The organism is Kitasatospora sp. NPDC096147, assembly GCF_044763225.1.
Lineage (GTDB): Bacteria > Actinomycetota > Actinomycetes > Streptomycetales > Streptomycetaceae > Kitasatospora.
In genome coordinates this window covers 308,733-324,799 of record NZ_JBIWFX010000005.1, presented here as the reverse complement: position 1 = coordinate 324,799, position 16,067 = coordinate 308,733, and the positions used below count along the sequence as shown (strand labels likewise).

The window sequence follows — 16,067 nt, the reverse complement described above, 5'->3', positions numbered from 1 at the left end:
CGGGTGACGGGGGTTGGACGGGGCAAGGTGCGGTGGAGCGGTCAGAGGAAGTAGAGGCGGCTGAGCGGGACGGCCTCGGCCGGGGCCGGGGTCGGCGAGGTGTGGTCCGGCTGGGCGTGGTCGGGCGGGGTGTGGTCCAGCAGGGTGCCGTCCAGTGAGACGGCTCCGGTGGTGGGCGCGACCCGGACGGTGCCGGTGCGGGTATTGCGCACCAGGTCGGCCGGGCCGATGCCCCGGGTGCCGTGGACGGCGACCCGGCGGCGGCGGGTGCGCGGGGCGTCTCCGCCCTCCACCGCCGCCCGGGCCGTGAAGGCGACCGAGAGCTCGGCGGCGGCGATCGGGTCGCCCGTCACGCCGTGGGCGGGGAAGCCGGCCTTGAGCACCAGCTCCGGTACGGCACCGAAGTGGTCCGGGCGCCAGAGCACCAGGTCGGCGAGCTTGCCGACCTCGATCGAGCCGACCTCGTGGGCCAGGCCGTGGGCGATGGCCGGGTTGACGGTGAGCTTGGCGAGGTAGCGGAGCACCCGGAGGTTGTCGTCGCCGCTCTCCGTCGTACCGAATCCACCCTCCAGCGGCCCGAGTTGGCGCTTCATCAGGCCGGCCAGCGCGAAGGTGCGGCGCACTGTCTCGCCGGCCCGGCCGGTGCTCTGGGCGCCGGAGGCGGTGATCCCGATGACGCCCAGGTCGTGCAGCACGCCCTCGGCGCCGAGGACGCCCGCCCGGACCCGTTCACGCACCGTCGCGGCGCCACCGGTCGACTCGGCCCGGGCACCGTGGCCGGCGGCGACCGTTCCGAGGTGCTCGGCGAGGGAGTCCCGGCCGTGGGAGAGGGCGGAGGAGCCGATCACGTTGGGTGCCCCGGCCAGCTCCAGGGCGCCCGGCAGATGGCCGCTGCCGCAGCCCTCGCCGTGCGAGGCGAACACGGTCCGGCCGTCCAGGACCCGCAGGGTGTCCTCGGTCGCGAGGCACTCGTGCAGCCCGTCGGGGTGCAGTGCGACCTGGACGTCGTACTCCTCGGCCGCCCGCAGGGCGGTGTCCAGCACCCGGGGGTGCGTGCCGGTCCGCCCGTGCACGCTGAGGCCGCAGGCGCCGCCCTCGGTCAACGCCTCGGAAGACGCCTGAGCAGAGGACGAACTCCGGGCCAGGAAGCCGATGTTGACCGGCCAGGCATCGAAGGCGCCGTAGGCGTTCCGCAGGGCCCGGGGCGGGGTGGGGCCGGTGCCCCCGACCGGGCCGGGGTCCTGGCCGATGACGGTGGTGACGCCCGAGGCCAGTGCGGCCTCCAGGACCCGGGGCGCGAGCAGGTGGACGTGGGTGTCCACCGCTCCGGCGGTGGCGATCAGGCCCTCGCCGGGGACGATCGTGGTGCCGGTGCCGACCACCACCTCGACGCCGTCCAGCGTGTCCGGGTTGCCCGCCCGGCCGATGCTCGCGATCCGGCCGCCGGTCACGCCGATCGAGGCCTTCCGGACGCCCTGGACGGCGTCGATCACCAGCACGTTGGAGATGACCAGGTCGCAGGTGTCACGGACGGGGGCGGGCCGCAGGTGCTGGCCGTCGCGGGCGGTCCGGCCGGGGCCGGCCAGGAACTCGTCACCGGGGGCCTGGGCGTCGGACTCCACCCGGACGATCAGCCCGGTGTCGCCGAGCCTGATCCGGTCACCGGCCCGGGGGCCGTGCGCCGAGACGTAGTCGCGCGCTGTCATCACGCTCATCAGGCCTCCTCGGTACGGGAGTCGACGCCGCTCACGAGTCCGGCTCCGCACCGTCGAAGCCGGTCAGGTAGCCGGTGGCGCGGGCCTTGGCGAGTGCGGCCTCGCGGGCGCCGGGGGCGTCCAGCGGGCCGTCCACCAGACCGGCGAAGCCGATCGCCACCCGGGCCCCGCCGATCGGCACCAGGCCGACCTCCACGGTCGCACCGGGGTCGAAGCGGACCGAGGTGCCGGCCGGGACGGCCAGCCGGGTGCCGTAGGCGGCGGAGCGGTCGAAGGCCAGGCGCGGGTTGGCCTCGAAGAAGTGGAAGTGCGAGGTGACCGTGATCGGGACCGCCGCGGTGTTGTGCACCGGCAGCAGCAGGGTCTCCTCGACCGGGTCGTACCCCGCGCCGGTACCCGGCAGCACGGCGCCGGGGGCCTCGTCGCCGAGCGAGCCGCCGCCCCGGAACGGGTCGTCGACCACCGCGAGCCGGGTGCCGTCCTCGAAGACCGCCTCCACCCGCACCACCGTCACCAGGTCGGCCACCCCGGGCAGCAGGTCCTCGGCGGTCAGCACCGAGCGGCCGGCCTCGACCGCCTCGGCGAGCCGCCGGCCGTCCCGGGCCGCCTCGCAGACGGCGTCCGCGATCAGCGCGGTGGCCTCGGGCACGTTGAGCTTCACGCCCCGGGCCCGGCGGGCCCGGGCGAGTTCGGCGGCGGTGAAGAGCAGCAGCCGGTCGCGGTCGGTCGGTGTCAGTCGCACGGTGCCTCGCTCTCGGTCCGGGGCGGCGGGTCGATCAACTTAGAACGACGTTCAAACTCTGCGTCCGGCCATTGAACCCGGACGCCGCCGCCATGTCCAGCCTTGTCCGTTCCGGGGTGTTCTGCGCGCCGGGAGTCGCACCCGTGTATTCGGTAGCGACGAGATAGCAGGATCCTGATATACATACGGCAGCGACTACGAGAAGAGGAGCGCAACCGTGCGCGCAGTCCGTTACACCCGCACCGGCGGCCCCGAGGTGCTGGAGACCGTCGAGATCGACGCCCCCGAGCCCGGGCCGGGCGAGCTGGCGATCGCCGTCAGCCACGCCGGGGTGCACTTCGCCGACGTGATGTTCCGACGCGGGCAGTTCCCGATCGGGCTGCCCGCCGTGCCCGGCATCGAGGTGGCCGGCACGGTGGCCGCGCTCGGGGAGGGGGTGACGGGGTACCGGATCGGCGAGCCGGTGGCCGCCGTCGCCACCGCCTTCGGAGGCTGCGCCGAGCGCGTCGTGGTCCCGGCCGGCACCACCCTTCCGCTGGACGGCCTCGATCCCGAGCTGGCCGCCGCCACCGCCTGCAACGCGGCCACCGCCGTCGGCACCCTGCGCGCCGCAGCCCGGATCACCGGGGGCGACCGGGTCCTGGTGCTCGGCGCGGCCGGCGGCCTCGGCACCCTGCTCGGCCGGCTCGCCCGCCACTACGGCGCGGCCCTGGTGGTCGGCGCCGCCGCCACCCCCGAGCGCGCCGCCCGGGCGCGGCGGGACGGCGGCTTCGACGCCGCGCTGCCCTACGGCGAACTCGCCGGACAGCGGGACGCCCTGACGGAGGGTCACGGCTTCGACGTGGTGGTGGACTCGGTCGGCGGCGACCCGCGCGCGCAGGTGCGGGGGCTGCTCGCGCTGTTCGGCCGGCACGTGGTGATCGGCGACGCGGCCGACAGCGACCTGGCCCTGATGGCGGACGAGGTCTGGTTCGAGAGCTTCACGCTGGCCGGCTACAACCTCGGCGGGGTGCTCTCCCGCGCCCCGGAGGTCTTCCGCGAGCACCTGGCCGAGGGCCTGCGGCTGGTCGCGGAGGGCGTGCTCACCACCGAGGTCGAGCCGATCGGCTGGGACGGCGTCGTGGCGGCCCACGCCGCGCTGGAGAACCGGACCGCCCCCGCGAAGTACGTGCTGCGCACGGCGTAGCGGCGCCGCCGGCCGGTGGACGGGGCACACCCGCCCCCGCGGTCGGGGGACGACGGGACAGGCCGGGTGCCACTGGTCGATACTGGGGCCGTCCGTGCACCGCCGAGTGCGATCCGGACACCGCTCAGTGACGTCCGTGCACCGCCCGCGAATGGAGCCCCGGCTGATGAGTGCCGCCACCGACCCCGCCGTCCTGCTGGCCGGCCCGCAGGGGGCGCAGCTGCGTCTCGGCCTGGCGATCAAGCAGGCCGAGCAGGCCATGATGGCGGCCAAGGTCGAGGCGCTGCGCGGGCTCGACCTGACGGTGCCGCAGTACGCCGTGCTGCTCCAGCTCGCCGAGAAGGCGGACCGCTCCGGTGCGCAGCTGGCCCGGGGCGCGGCCGTCACCCCGCAGACCATGGCCGGGGTGCTGGCCAACCTGGAGGCCAAGGGCCTGATCGGGCGTCAGCAGTCCGAGGTGCACGGCAAGGTGATGCTGGCCCGGCTGACCACTGCCGGGGAGCGCCTGGTGGCGGAGGCCGACGGCCGGGCGGTCGGGGTGGAGGCCGCGCTCTGGTCGGCCTTCGAGCCGGAGGAGCGGGAGCAGCTGCGCACCCTGCTGCACCGCGCGGCGGCGGCCCTCCAGCGCTGAGCCCGCCCGCAGGTGCGGCGGCCGCCTTGCGGCGCTGAGCCCGTCCGCACGGCGCGCCGGAGCCGGTCCAAACCTCCCGACCGCCCCGGAGAGGATCACTTCGAGCCCCCTGAGCCCCGTTTCACCCCAGGTGACCATCCGCACACTGTTGCGTATCCCCACCAATGGGCATGAGGATGGTCGTCAGCAACGGGACGGTCCGCCGGTGGGGGACACGGCGCGGCACCGTCCGGGAGAAGGGCTGTGGGGGGCGTCAGGTGATGGAAGGCCAGGCCAGGTTCCCGCGTCAGCGGACGGCTTCGAGCGGTACGACATCCGGCGGTGACACGGTCCGGGCCCAGGGGTACGACCCCCGCACGCACGAGGAGCGGACCCGCCCGCCCCAGGAGCCGGGCTGCGCCCTGCACCGCAGGCTGCACGCCGCCCTCGGCCCGGCCGACCTGACCGGGGTCGGCGCCGTCCGGCGCCGGCTGCGGGCCGCGCTCGACCTCTGGGGTGTGCCCGAACTCGCGGACACCGCAGAGCTGTTGACCTCCGAGCTGGTGACGAACGCGCTGCTGCACACCGAGCGCGGCGCCGTGCTGGACGCGGTGCTCAGCCCCGAGCAGCGGCTGCGGATCGAGGTTCAGGACGGTGCCACCCGGCTGCCGGGCCGCCGGGTCGCGAGCGAGACGGCCACCTCGGGGCGCGGCCTCCAGTTGGTCGAGGCACTGGCCGACGACTGGGGGGTCCAGCTGCGCGGTGACGGCAAGGTGACCTGGTTCGAGCTCGCCGCCGCCTGAGCCGCGCCGGCCGCACCACCTGAGCCGCACCACCTGAGCCGCACCACCTGAGCCGCACCGCTTGGGCCGCACCGGCCGAGCCGCGTCGCCGAGGCTGCTGCGGAACGCCCGGGGTGCATATGCCGCGTCACCACCGGGTCACGAAATGCGCCCCGCTCATTGCCCGCGCCGCCGGTGTGTGCTCCTCTGGTGCTGGTCTTTCGGGTACGTTCCGCGCCGCAGTCCCGGTACGTCACCCGAAAGCCCGCTGGTGAGGCGGTACTAGTAATCTTTCGGCAGGATAGTGAGAATGTGTGCCCGGGAAGGCAGCGGGGAGAACCGATCCTCGACTGACCGCCCTCGACCCGAGCACCGCCCACCCACTCGGCACACGGCCGTCACGGATCCACCCGGCGGCACGGCAGCGGCAGGAGAAGCATGGCGACTGAGCCCGAGTCGACGGGGCCCGCGCGCCGCACCCCGCCCGCCCAGTCGTCCCGCGGCACCGCCGCCCACGGCCGGGCGGCGGTGAACGCGCTGCGCCCGCCCGCCACCGGTCCGGGCCCCGCCGCCGCCGGTCTGGCGGCCGGCCGGATCTCCCCGGTGGTCCCGCGCGGCCTGCCGACCAGGACGGGGGACTCCACCCCCGACTGGCTGGAGCCCGCGATGGCCGCCAACGGGATCGGCTCCTTCGACTGGGACATCCGCCGTGACGTGCTGGAGGGCGATCCGCGCGCCTGCGCGATCCTCGGCCTCGACCCCGGCCGCTTCGACCGCAGCTCCGCCGCCTTCCTGGCGATGCTGCACCCCGAGGACGCCCCGGTGGTCCGCCGCCGGGTCGAGCGGGCGGTCGCCGAGCTGGGCCAGTGCGGCGCCTACTACCGCACCGTCTTCCCCGGCGGGCAGCTGCACGCCGCCCGCTTCCGGGGCCGGGTGCTGGCGGACGCCTTCGGCCGGCCGTCCCGGATGGTCGGCTTCGTCTGGGACGCCACCGTCGAGCTGCACAAGCGCGAGCGGGCCGGGGCGATGGCCGCGCTGCGCGAGGACCGCTCGCGGTTCATCAAGGAGGCCGCCCGGGCGCTCTCCGAGGCCGTCACGGTCCGCGACGTGGCCCGGGTCTTCACCGAGCTGCCGCTGCCCGGCCTGCCGCCGGACGGCCTGATCCTGGCCTCGCTGGAGGCCGGCCGGTTCCAGGTGCTCGGCGCCAGTGGCTACCTCGACGGCGACCTGCGGCAGTACGACCGCACGCCCGTGCCGGCCGGCCACCCGGCCGCCGAGGCGATCCGCAACCGCGCCCCGGTCTTCATCTCCAGCCGCGACGAGTACCGCGAGCGCTACCCGGACGCCTACCCGCAGATGGCCGAGACCGGCCCGCGCAGCGCCTGGGGCTTCCTCCCGCTGGTGGCCAGCGGCCGGGTGACGGGCATCTGCGTGGTCGGCTTCGACGACGACCGCGAGCTGGACGCCGACGAGCGCACCCTGCTCTCCACCCTGGGCGGCCTGGTCGCCCAGTCGCTGGCCCGGGCCCGGCTGCACGACGCCGAGCACGAGCTGGCGGCCGGTCTCCAGCGGGTGATGCTGCCGCGCACCGTGCCCTCGGTGCCGGGCGTGACCACCGCCGTCCGCTACCTGGCGGCCGGCTCCGGCCTGCAGATCGGCGGCGACTGGTACGACGTGGTGCCGCTGCCCGGCGGGCACGTCGGCCTGGTGATCGGCGACGTCCAGGGCCACGACGTGCACGCGGCCGGGATCATGGGCCAGCTCCGGATCGCCCTGCGCGCCTACGCGGCCGAGGGCCACCCGCCGGCCGCCGTGATGGCCCGGGCCTCCCGCTTCCTGGCCGACCTGGACACCGACCACTTCGCCACCTGCACCTACGCCGAGGTGAACGTGGACTACGGCGTGGTCTACGCGGTCCGGGCCGGCCACCTGGACCCGGTGGTCCGGCGGGCCGACGGCACCGCCACCGCCGTCCCGGTGGCCGGCGGGCTGCCGCTGGGCGTCGCCCCGGACGAGGAGTACCGGGTCACCCGGTTCTCGCTGGACCCGGGGGAGACGGTGGTGCTCTGCACCGACGGCCTGGTCGAGGCCCGGGACATGGACCTGGACACCGGGTACGAGCGGCTCTGCTCCACGGTGGCCCGGGAGCTGCCCGGCCGGGGCGAGGGGCCGCGCGATCCGCTGGACGAGCTCGCCGACCGGATCGCCTCGTTGGCCGCCGACTCGAGCGAGCGCGAGGACGACATAGCGCTGCTGCTGCTCCGCTGGGACGGCCCGGCCGGTGGGCTGGCGGCGCAGCAGCTGCGCCGCCGGATCGGGCAGGCCGACCTGGCCCGGATCTCCGAGCTGCGCGGTGAGCTGCGGGACGCGCTGCGCCGCTGGGGCGTGGCGGATCTGGTCGACTCGGCCGAGCTGCTCGCCTCCGAGCTGGTCACCAACGCGATCCGGCACACCGACCGGGACGCGATGTTCACCGCCCGGCTCTACCGGGAGGGCGCCGGGGACGGCCGGGCCAGGCTGCGGGTCGAGGTGGAGGACGAGTCCGACCTCTGGCCGACCCGCCGCACCCCGGGCGAGCAGGCGTCCTCCGGGCGCGGGCTGATGCTGGTGGAGGCGCTGGCCGATGCCTGGGGCGTCGAGCCGCGGGGCAGCGGCAAGCGGATGTGGTTCGAGCTCTCGGCGGACTGATCCCGGCGGCGGTCGGCGGCGTCCGGCGGCGCGGGAGGCCGCCCGGCCGCCGCCGGCTGACCGAAAACTGTCGGACCGTCAGGCGGCGCTCCGGGGCACCGGTTCGCCGCCTGACCGTTCCTGTCCGGGGTGCGCCGGGGGCGCGGGACGCCCGAGGCGCGCTGGGGGCTCAGGGGCCGGCACCCGCGTGGAGGGTTGGCCCTGGCGCCTGGCGCCTGGCGCGGGCCGTCACGCAGGCTGCCCGGAGGCGGCACCCGCCGGGATGGCCCCCCCGGGCGCCCGGCCAGGGCGAGCACGGCCGTGGCGCCCCGGCTATCCCAGCGGGGTCGGCTCGGGGTCCGGCGCGGGCAGCGCCGTCAGCCGAACTGCTGCTCCAGGTCCTTGAGTTTCTGCTCCAGGGAGTCCAAGCGGGGCAGCGGCATGGTCTCCTCCTCCGGCGTCAGGTCGATGCTGCGGCGCACCGGCAGCGCGCCCTCGGTGGCCGGAGCGGCGGGGGCTGTCGCCCCGGAGTTCGGCGACGGTTCTATGACGGGCTCCGAACTTCCCGGCGTCAGCTGCCGGTTGGCACCCCGGGCCCGCCAGGTGCTGCCGGGCTGCCGGCCGATGGCGCGGATCTCGGCCCGCTCCCGACGGCTGGCCATCCGCTGGCGCTCGCGGTCCAGTGCGGCCTGCCGCTTGTCGTCCCGGACCTCCTCGACCGCCTCGTCCAGGCTGCGCACACCCTCCAGCAGCATCAACGACCAGGCGGCGTAAGTCTCCAGAGGGGCCCTCAGCCACCGCACCACCCGGATCTGCGGCAGCGGGCGGGGCACCAGACCCTGCTCGCGCAGCGCGGACACCCGGGTCTGCTTGAGCGCCCGGTCGAACAGGATCGCGGCCGAGATGGACATCCCGGCGAAGAACTGCGGGGCGCCGATGTGGCCCAACCCCCGCGGCGCGTGCACCCAGTTGAACCAGGCCGAGGCGCCGGCGAACAGCCAGACCAGCAGGCGGGAGCCGAGCGCGGCGTCACCGTGGCTGGCCTCGCGGACCGCGAGCACCGAGCAGAACATCGCGGCGCCGTCCAGGCCGAACGGCACCAGGTACTCCCAGCCGCCGGAGAGCCCGAGGTTCTGCACCCCGAAGCCGACCAGGCCGTGGAAGGACAGGGCCGCCGCGACGCCCGCGCAGCAGAACAGCAGGGCGTACGCGGAGAACCCGTACATCGACTCCTTGCGGCGACGGCGCTCCTCACTGCGCTCCCAGGAGTCGGTCGCACCGGTGGCTGCCGCGGCGGCTGCCGACCTGGTGCGCAGGAAGGTCACCAGGACGGCGACCGCCACCAGACCGGCCACGCCGGTGATGGCCCAGCCCAGTGGAATGTCGGACAGTTTCATGGCCGGAACCAGCCTCGCTTTCCCGCCTCGTGATGGCGAGTCACCACTATGGCCGATGACCGGGGTCCTTTCGGCCGATTCCGGGCCAATGCACCAGGGAGAGGGAATTCCGAAGACGGTGAATCTGTATGGTCATATGAAAGGACCGTGTCGATTCGGACCCGGAATGCACTATTCCGGACAGCTCCGCGGACAGGTGAGACAGGTTTCTTCCGGACGCACCGTGTAGAACAGGCAGCAGCTCACCCGGGTCCTGGTCCGGGCGGTCGGGCCTTCCGTCAACAGCCTGAAGTCCGCCCCGCCGACGAACGGGCGCTCGGACGGACCGGGCAGCAGTTCGGCCGCCTCGGCGGCGGCCCGCTCCTCCTCGCCGAGCAGGCCGCCGAGGAACCACAGGCCCTCGATCACGTCGTCGGTGGCCATGCCCCACTGGGTGCGCGGCCCGCGCCGCATCGCCGGGCGGAAGGCGGCCAGCACGGGGGTGAGCAACTCGGCCAGCGCCGAACGGAGTTCGGCACGCAGGGCGGCCTCGTCGGGCACCACCCGGACGCCGGGCAGGCCGGCCGCCGGATCGTCCGGCAGGCAGGCGAAGCCGTCCGGGTCGACCGCCAGCTCGCCGGCCACCCGGTCGATCGCCACCCGGTCGGCGGGCAGCCGGGGCACCCGGCGCTCCAGGAACCACGGCAGGGTGAAGGCCAGGGCGACCGGCCACACGTACCGGTGCAGGCAGAAGCCGGCCGCCACGTCCGGCCGGAGCAGCTGCCCGTAGTCGGCCAGCGCCAGCGACTGGTCGTGGGCGATCAGCTCCTGGCGGGCCGCCTCGTCATCGACCAGCGCGGTGCTGAGCACCCAGCGCGGATCGGCGGGCAGTGGGCCGGCGGTGATCCGCAGGCTCGGGAAGACCTCGTGCTGGCGGGCGTAACTGCCCAGCAGCGGTGGCACCTCGGTGAGGAGACCGGGCGGGCCGGGGCGGCCGGGGCCGGTGGGGCGGGCCTCGGTGCTGCTGACGGTCATGCGGGCCCCCGGGGGTGGGCCCGGCGCTCGGGGAGCCCGGGACGGCGGTACGGACCGACCGCGCGCGGGCGGGCCGGAACCTGCCCGGAGTGGGTCCCCCCGGGCAGGTTAGGCTCACCTTAGCTGATGGCCCTCCCGACGTCCCGTCAGCTACCGCCGTCCGGGGGAGCGGCCTGCGCGGGCACGCTCCCCAGCCGCCGCGCGAGCCAGACCGGCACCCCGCCGAGCGCCTGCACCAGCCGGGCCGCCTCCGCCCGCAGCCGGGCAGCCTCGGCCGGTTCGGAGACCTCGGCCAGTGCGGCCAGGGCCGGCGCCACCCCCACGGTGAAGCCGAGCTCCTCACGGATCGTCAGCGAGGCCCGGAATCCCTCCAGGGCCCGCTCGGTGTCACCGGCGGCCAGCGCCAGCGAGGCCAGGTGGCGCCAGGTGTAGGAGCGCAGCAGCTCGTCCCCCCGCTCGGCCGCTCCGTCGTGCGCGCGCCGGTACGCGATCCAGGCCGCCTGCCGGTCGTGCAGCAGGTTCTCCGCCACCAGGCCGCGCCGGAAGTCCAGCAGCGGGCGCCCCGGTGCGTCCGGCGGGAGCAGGGCGGAGGTCCGCCCGAGGGCCGCCTGCGCCTCGTCCAGCCGGTCACGCGGGCCCAGCACGCTGGCCACGTAGGCCAGGAAGCCGCGCGCGCAGGCGGCGGCGGCGCGTTGGTCGGACGAGGCGGCCAGGGCCTCGGCCGAGCGTAGTGCCTCCTCGCCCTGCTCCCAGTGCGCGGCGGTGAACATGCACTGTTCGATGAGGAGTTCGGCCCGCGCGAGGGCCGCCGAGGGGTCGTCCCGGGCCGCCGGTTGGAGCAGTTCGGCGGCCTCCTGCCAACAACCCCGGGACCGTAGCCGCCAGACCGCGTCCGTCTTGCTGCCCCCCAGGGCCGTTCCGTGCTCCGACAACGCCACCTCCTTGTGTGCGGTGTCCAGCGAGCGGACATGGCCGCCGTGGCGGCAATTCAACACGGGGGTGAGCTTGTGCACCAGATCACGAGCGCGAGATGATCCGGAATCCACCGCTCCTGATCGTCTGGTCCAGACCGGTGCGGCAGGGCGGCGGGGCGGGGCGAAGAGGGCCGGTCAGGAGGTCCAGCCCGTCTCCAGCAGGGCCTCGGCGGCCCCGTTGGCCGGCTGCGGGATGCCGGACTGGTCCAGCCGGAAGAGGGCCACCAGCAGTTGCTCGCCCCGGACCAGGGCCTGCTGGGAGAAGCCGGAGCGGCTGAACAGTGCCGCCGCGATCTCCTCCGCGTGCAGTGTGCGCAGCCAGAGGCACTCCACCGTGCGCAGGTCGGCCGGCGCCCCGGTGCCGTCCACCTGGGCCACCATCCGGCCTCCCAACAGGGTCACCACGGAGGCGTCCTGATCCTCCGTCAGCTCCAGGTCGTCGAAGCCCAGCCAGCGCAGGTAGCGGGCGGCCGTGAGCACCGCGTCGTCCTCGGAGCGCACCGGGTGCGGCCGGAACGGCGCGCGGTACTCCCAGGCCGCCGCCCCGCCCTGCGCCGGGACGGTCGGACGCCCCTCGGCGGGCAGGCCGTCCGACTGCGAGCGGTCCGAGTGCGGGCCGGTGCCCTCGGTGAGGCCGTGGCGGTCGAACGCGCGTGGCGCGGCGGGCCGTTGCTGCCGGGGGCCGGCGTGCTGCGGGCCGGTGCTCTGCAGGCGCGGGGCACGGTCGACCGGCAGGCGGACGGTGGCGCCGCAGTTGCAGGTGAACTCGGGCTGCGGCCACTGGTCGTTCCGGCCGCAGTGCGGGCAGCGCATGCTGAGCCAGGAGTCCTCCCAGGAGCGGAACCGGATCTGCACCGGTATGCCGCCGCGCAGCAGCGGGACCCGCAGCTGGGCCCCGCACGGGCACGGCAGGCTGGGCGGCTCGTACAGGTGCTCGCGCCGGCAGGCAGGGCAGCGGATCGGGCTCGCGCCGTGCGGCCGGTCCGCCGCCGGCTCGTCGAAGTCGTCGGGCAGCGGTGCTCCGGGCATCGTGCACACCGTCCGTTCTGATCGCCTGGCCAGGTCGGTCCCATCGTCCCCGATCCGACCGGCCGACGGTCCTGATATCGGCAATCCTCAGGGACGGACCAGGGGGCACATCAGGGGCGCACGGTCCCACGGGAGGAGGCACTCGGGGAGGAAGGCGTCCGGAGACGGGCGGTCCGTGGTGCCGGAGGCTCAGCCGGCCTGCCAGCGGGTCAGGTCGGCGGGGGTGTCGAGGTCGTCCGGGACGGCCACGTCGCCGCACTCGACCAACTCGACGGGGTGGGCCGTCAGCAGGGCCCGGGCCCCGGCGTCGCCGACCGCCCCGGCCGCCGCCTCGGCGAAGTGCCGGGCGCCGATCAGCACCGGGTGGCCGCGCCGGCCGTGGTAGCCGGCGGCGGCCAGCTCGGCCCCGGCCGCGTGCGCCGCCAGCAGCCGGGCCACGGCGGCCGGGGTGACGCCCGGGGTGTCGACCAGCATCACCAGCACGGCACCGGCCCCCGGGGGGAGGGCGGCCAGCCCGGCCCGCAGGGAGGAGCCCATGCCGCTCTCCCAGTCCGGGTTGTCCACCAGGACGCTCGGGCCGGTGTCGACGGTGGCCCGGACCTGGTCGGCCGCCGCGCCGAGGACCACGACGGCGCCGGTGCAGCCACCGGCCCGGACCACCTCCAGGGCATGGGCGAGCAGCGGGCGCCCCTGACGGGTGATCAGCGCCTTGGGGCGCCCGCCGAGGCGGCGGCCACCGCCCGCCGCGAGGACCAGGGCCGGGACGTTCACGCTGCTCATACCGCTCCGCTCGTCGTACCGCCGGGCCACCGTACCGCCGGTGCCGGGTGTCCCCGGCCTGCCGTGCCGCCCGGTCGGGGGGTTCCGTCGAGGACGCTGCTGCGATCCCTCCCGGGCCTTCGGGCCCGCCCGTGCCACCCCGGCCCGCCGTCCGGCCTCGCCGGTGCCGTCAGTCTGGGGCCGGTGGGAGGGGAGAGGCAGTTGTGCGATCGCACAGGGTGCCGTCGCAGGTCAGCGGGGTGGGCCGGTGCTTCCACCGCTGGTGCTTCGCGGGGCCGGGCCCTGTACTGGGCGGATGGACACCGCACCAAGCCCGCTGGTGGACCGCTTCGGCCGGGTCCACACCGATCTGCGGGTCTCGCTGACCGACCGCTGCAACCTGCGCTGCACCTACTGCATGCCGGCCGAGGGCCTGAACTGGCTGCCCCGGGCCGAGGTGCTGACCGACGACGAGGTGGTCCGGCTGGCCCGGATCGCCGTCACCCGGCTCGGCATCACCGCCCTGCGCCTGACGGGTGGTGAGCCGCTGCTGCGGCGCGGCCTGCCCGGCCTGGTCGGACGGCTCAGTCCGCTCGGCGCCGAGGTCTCGGTGACCACCAACGGGATCGGGCTGGCCCGGATCGCGGGCGAGTTGAAGGCCGCCGGACTGCACCGGGTGAACGTCAGCCTGGACACCCTGCGGCCCGAGCGCTACGCGGAGATCACCCGGCGGGACCGGATCGCCGACGTGTTCGCCGGGCTGGCCGCCGCCCAGGCGGCCGGGCTGGCGCCGGTGAAGGTGAACGCGGTGCCGGTGCGGGGGGTGAACGACGACGAGATCGTGGAGCTGGTCGAGTTCGCGGCGGAGCACGGGTACCGGATGCGGTTCATCGAGTCGATGCCGCTGGACGCCCAGGGCGCCTGGGAACGGGACCGGATGATCACCGCCGACGAACTGCTCGCGGTCCTGACGGAGCGTTGGGAGCTGGTGCCGGTGGGGCGGCACGGCAACGCCCCGGCGGAGGAGTGGCGGATCGCCGGGACGGAGACGGTGGTCGGGGTGATCGCCTCGGTCACCCGGCCGTTCTGCGGCGGCTGCGACCGGGTCCGGCTGACGGCCGACGGGCAGCTGCGGAACTGCCTGTTCGCGACCGAGGAGTCGGACCTGCGGGCGCTGCTGCGCGACGGCGCGGACGACGCGGCGGTCGAACGGGCCTGGCGCAACACCATCGCTCGCAAGGGGCCGGGCCACGACATCAGCTCGGCGGACTTCGTGCAGCCGGCCCGGCCGATGTCGGCGATCGGCGGCTGACGGACCGGCAGCGCGAGCAGGGCGCCGGGGGACGGGGCGCGGCAGCGGGGGAATCGGCTCGCCTGCCCCGGTCCGACCCCGGCGGCCTCCCGCATCGCGTGGTTCCGCGCACCCACACCCCCGACCCGGCCGTCTGCCCCGCCGGGTGCCGCGCTGCCCTGGTGGGGTGGGCGGCACCCGGCGGCGTGGGTGTCACTCCTTGCAGCGGGTGCCCGGGGGCGGCAGGGTGCCGGTGGTGAGGAAGGTGTTCACGGCGGCGGCGGTGCACTTGCTCCGGCCGTAGCCGGTGTGGCCCTCGCCCTCGAAGGTGAGCAGGGTGGCGTTGCCGAGCTGGGCGGTGAGCTGCTCGGCCCAGGCGTAGGGGGTGGCGGGGTCGCCGGTGGTGCCGACGACCAGGACCGGGGGAGCGCCGGCGGCCTTCGCGGGGCCGGGCTGCTCGGTGGTCCGGTACGGCCAGGTGCGGCAGTCCGGGTCGAACAGGTCCTCGTCGGCGTAGTGGGCCGAGATCAGCGGGGCCTCGTCGTGCAACTTCTGCTTGGCCGCCGCGAACTGGGCCTCGGTGGGGACGTCGGCGCCCGGGTCCGCGCAGTGGATGGCGGTGTAGGCGTCGAGCATGTTGTCGTGCTTGCCGTCCTCGTCGCGGGAGTAGTAGTCGTCGGCCATCGCCAGCAGGTAGTCTCCCTTGCCGCGGACCATCGCCCAGGCGACCGAGTTGCGCAGGTACTCCCAGCTGGTGGCGTTCCCGTAGAGCATGCTCAGGGTGCCGGTCCAGGCGTAGCCGGAGGTGAGCTTGCGGCCGTCGGAGGTGGTGAGCGGATTCTTCTTCAGACCGTCCAGGAAGGCGGCCAGCTTCCCGGCGGCCTGCTCCGGGTCCTTGCCGAGGCTGCACCCCTTCTGCTTCACGCAGTCGGCGGCGAAGGCGCGCAGGGCCTTCTCGAAGCTGACGTTCTGCTGGACGGCGTGGTCGAGCTGACTGAGCGTCGAGTCCACCGCGCCGTCCAGGACCACCCGGCCGGCCTTGTCGGGGAACTGCTCCAGGTAGCGGGAGCCGAGGTAGGTGCCGTAGGAGAAGCCGAGGTAGTTCAGCTTGGGCTCGCCGAGCGCACCGCGCAGCACGTCCAGGTCGCGGGCGGCGTCCCGGGTGCCGACGTGCGGGAGGAGCTTGCCGGAGTTGGCGGCGCACGCGTCGGCGAGCCGCTTGCCCCGGGTGCCGTCGCGGACGTCGGAGTTGTCGAACTCGTCCCGGGCCCGGTCGTCCATGCAGTGCACGGCGGTGCTGGCACCGACGCCGCGGGGGTCGAAGCCGACCAGGTCGTAGCTCTCCCGCAGGCCGTCCTTGCCGAACTCCGTCCCGTGCGTGACCATGCCGACGCCGGAGCCGCCCGGGCCGCCCGGGTTGAGCAGCAGGGAGCCGATCCGCTTGCCCTGCTGGGCGGTCTGACGCCGCGCCAGGGCGAGTTCGATGGTCTCGCCGGCGGGGGCCGCGTAGTCGAGCGGGACGCGGAGCCTGGCGCACTGCGCGGTGGACTCGTCGAGCTTCTCGGTCTTCGGGTCGTCCGCGCAGGCGGCCCAGGCGATCTGCTGGCCGTAGAACTGCCTGAGCTCCGGATCGGCCTCGCCGGTCGGCTTCGGGGTCGGGGTGGGGCTGGGGCTCGGCTCCGGTGTGGGGCTCGCGCTCGGGGTGGCGCTGGGGGAGGGGGCGGCGGCCTCGGTGGAGGTGCCGGAGGTGCACCCTGCGAGCAGGGTGGCCGCCAGGACGGCGGGCAGGAGTCGACCGGTGAGCCGGACGGTGTTCGCGATCACCGCATATGGCTATCACCCGACGGTCACATTGATCATCTCGTTATCGGTGTCCCACGGTGGTGGCCGACCCTGCTGCC

The 16,067-nt window shown here is 75.2% G+C and carries 13 protein-coding genes; 5 read left to right on the top strand and 8 right to left on the bottom strand.

Annotated elements, in window-relative coordinates:
- Window positions 1-41 precede the first annotated feature (41 nt).
- Both ACIRBX_RS19100 and ureA read right to left on the bottom strand, forming a co-directional pair.
- A complete protein-coding gene (locus ACIRBX_RS19100; protein WP_402298092.1) occupies window positions 42-1,715 on the bottom strand; it encodes an urease subunit alpha in 1,674 nt (557 codons plus the stop codon).
- Window positions 1,716-1,746: 31 nt separating this feature from the next.
- Entirely contained in the window at window positions 1,747-2,457 is a 711-nt protein-coding gene (gene ureA, locus ACIRBX_RS19095; RefSeq protein WP_402298090.1) for an urease subunit gamma, read from the bottom strand.
- 217 nt (window positions 2,458-2,674) lie between these two features.
- Here ureA and ACIRBX_RS19090 point away from each other — a divergent pair, with 217 nt between their 5' ends.
- The 4 genes from ACIRBX_RS19090 (at window position 2,675) to ACIRBX_RS19075 (ending at window position 7,723) form a co-directional block, all read left to right on the top strand.
- Window positions 2,675-3,643, top strand: a complete 969-nt coding sequence (locus ACIRBX_RS19090; RefSeq protein WP_402298089.1) for a zinc-binding alcohol dehydrogenase family protein — start codon at window positions 2,675-2,677, stop codon at window positions 3,641-3,643.
- Window positions 3,644-3,809: 166 nt separating this feature from the next.
- Window positions 3,810-4,274, top strand: coding sequence for a MarR family winged helix-turn-helix transcriptional regulator (locus ACIRBX_RS19085; protein ID WP_402298087.1), 465 nt, complete (start codon window positions 3,810-3,812; stop codon window positions 4,272-4,274).
- Window positions 4,275-4,534: 260 nt separating this feature from the next.
- Window positions 4,535-5,056, top strand: coding sequence for an ATP-binding protein (locus tag ACIRBX_RS19080; RefSeq protein WP_402298426.1), 522 nt, complete (start codon window positions 4,535-4,537; stop codon window positions 5,054-5,056).
- Window positions 5,057-5,473: 417 nt separating this feature from the next.
- Window positions 5,474-7,723, top strand: a complete 2,250-nt coding sequence (locus ACIRBX_RS19075) for a SpoIIE family protein phosphatase (protein WP_402298085.1) — start codon at window positions 5,474-5,476, stop codon at window positions 7,721-7,723.
- 356 nt (window positions 7,724-8,079) lie between these two features.
- On the opposite strand, the gene ACIRBX_RS19070 is transcribed toward ACIRBX_RS19075, so the two are convergent.
- The 5 genes from ACIRBX_RS19070 to ACIRBX_RS19050 form a co-directional block, all read right to left on the bottom strand.
- A complete protein-coding gene (locus ACIRBX_RS19070; protein WP_402298083.1) occupies window positions 8,080-9,099 on the bottom strand; it encodes a DUF2637 domain-containing protein in 1,020 nt (339 codons plus the stop codon).
- Window positions 9,100-9,270: 171 nt separating this feature from the next.
- Window positions 9,271-10,113, bottom strand: a complete 843-nt coding sequence (locus tag ACIRBX_RS19065) for a (2Fe-2S)-binding protein (protein WP_402298082.1) — start codon at window positions 10,111-10,113, stop codon at window positions 9,271-9,273.
- A 146-nt stretch (window positions 10,114-10,259) separates the two neighbouring features.
- A complete protein-coding gene (locus ACIRBX_RS19060) occupies window positions 10,260-11,045 on the bottom strand; it encodes a hypothetical protein (protein ID WP_402298080.1) in 786 nt (261 codons plus the stop codon).
- Between the two features lie 177 nt (window positions 11,046-11,222).
- Window positions 11,223-12,116, bottom strand: coding sequence for a hypothetical protein (locus ACIRBX_RS19055; protein WP_402298078.1), 894 nt, complete (start codon window positions 12,114-12,116; stop codon window positions 11,223-11,225).
- A 189-nt stretch (window positions 12,117-12,305) separates the two neighbouring features.
- Entirely contained in the window at window positions 12,306-12,896 is a 591-nt protein-coding gene (locus tag ACIRBX_RS19050) for an NTP transferase domain-containing protein (protein ID WP_402298077.1), read from the bottom strand.
- 295 nt (window positions 12,897-13,191) lie between these two features.
- On the opposite strand from ACIRBX_RS19050, the gene moaA reads away from it, so the two are divergent.
- Window positions 13,192-14,187, top strand: coding sequence for a GTP 3',8-cyclase MoaA (gene moaA / locus ACIRBX_RS19045; protein ID WP_402298075.1), 996 nt, complete (start codon window positions 13,192-13,194; stop codon window positions 14,185-14,187).
- A 192-nt stretch (window positions 14,188-14,379) separates the two neighbouring features.
- On the opposite strand, the gene ACIRBX_RS19040 is transcribed toward moaA, so the two are convergent.
- Complete coding sequence (locus ACIRBX_RS19040; protein WP_402298074.1) at window positions 14,380-15,990, bottom strand: alpha/beta hydrolase; 1,611 nt, start codon at window positions 15,988-15,990, stop codon at window positions 14,380-14,382.
- Between the last annotated feature and the right edge of the window lie 77 nt (window positions 15,991-16,067).